We start from the raw sequence: 1292 nt of genomic DNA on the forward strand, positions 1-1292 counted from the left end.
CCCGGACACCCATGTCCCGCAGCCGCAGCAGCGTCTCGCGGCTGAGCCCGAAGCCGACCTCCTTGACGATCACCGGGACACCGACGCCGGCGACGATCTGTTCGATCCGCGGTCCCCAGGCGGCGAACGACCGGTCCCCCTCCGGCATCACCGTCTCCTGGATGGTGTTCAGGTGGATCTGCAGCGCGTCGGCCCGCATCAGGTCGACGGCCCGCCGGGCCCGCTCGACGGAGGCGGTGGCGTTGACGTTGGCCATGATGAACCCGTCCGGGTTCTCCCGGCGCATCACGCTGAACGTCTCGGCCACCGACTCGTCGGCGAAGTAGGCGCTCATCGACCCGGTCGCGACGGGTACACCGGTCTCCCGGGCCGCGATCGCCAGGTCCCGGTTGATCAGGCCGGTCTTGGCGCTGCCGCCGGTCATCGCGTTGATGCACAGTGGCACCGGCCAGTCGATGCCGCCGAACGAGGTGGCCAGCGAGACGTCGGACCGGTCGATGCCGGCCAGGGCGTGGTGCACGAACGACACGTCGTCGAACTCGTGGTGACCGCCGAGCCGGTCCTGCTGCTCGGCGGCGAGCCGGACGTGGTCGTCCTTGCGGTTGGCGATCATCGCGCGCTCCCGTTCGTCTGGTGGACCTGGATCGGCATGGGGAGCACCCCGGCGGCGGCCCACTGCTCGCGCAGCCGCGCGGTCTGCGTCGCGGCGGCGGCGTCCAGCAACGCGATGCCGCAGTCGCCGCCGCCGGCGCCGGACGGTTTGGCCGCGCCGCCGACGGTCTCGGCGGCGTCGCACAGCGCCGTCAGGCGGGGGGTGAAGATGCCGAGCCGGACCTCGTCGTCCAGCTCGGCGAGCACGTGCCGGGCCCGCCGGACCTGGTGCAGCAGTTCCTGGTCGTCGCCCCGCTCCAGCGCGTCGATCGCGGTGCGTACGCACTCCTGGCTGCGGCTGGTGAAGCTCCACCGCGCGGCGCTGCCCCGCCACCGGGAGGCGGCCAGCCGCCCGGTCAGCGCGCTGCTGCTGGCCGGCTCCCCGGTCCAGCCCACCTCCAGCGCGAGGCCACGCGGTGGTGGCAGCCGCCGGACCCGCAGGCCCGGCCAGGGCGCGCGCATCGTCTCCTCCACGCCGCGCCGCCGCGCCATGTCGCGTACGGCGGCGCGGTCGGGCGCCTGGTAGGCGATCCAGCCGCCCCAGACGCTCGCGGCCAGGTCACCGCCGGAGGCGTCGGCGCCGTCGCGCACCGTCGCCAGCATCGCCAGCCGGAACCGCGATTCGAGCGACAGCTCCACCC

The 1292-nt window shown here is 74.2% G+C and carries 1 protein-coding gene and 1 pseudogene; both read right to left on the reverse strand.

Annotation, left to right across the window (positions count from 1 at the left end):
- Window positions 1-613, reverse strand: a pseudogene (locus KBX39_RS31425) (type 2 isopentenyl-diphosphate Delta-isomerase); the annotation flags it as partial.
- A partial coding sequence (locus KBX39_RS31430) for a phosphomevalonate kinase (protein ID WP_210874043.1) occupies window positions 610-1292 on the reverse strand: 683 nt, incomplete at its 5' end. The gene KBX39_RS31430 and the pseudogene KBX39_RS31425, both read right to left, overlap by 4 nt.

The organism is Micromonospora sp. D75 (assembly GCF_018070405.1).
Classification (GTDB): Bacteria; Actinomycetota; Actinomycetes; order Mycobacteriales; family Micromonosporaceae; genus Micromonospora; species Micromonospora chalcea.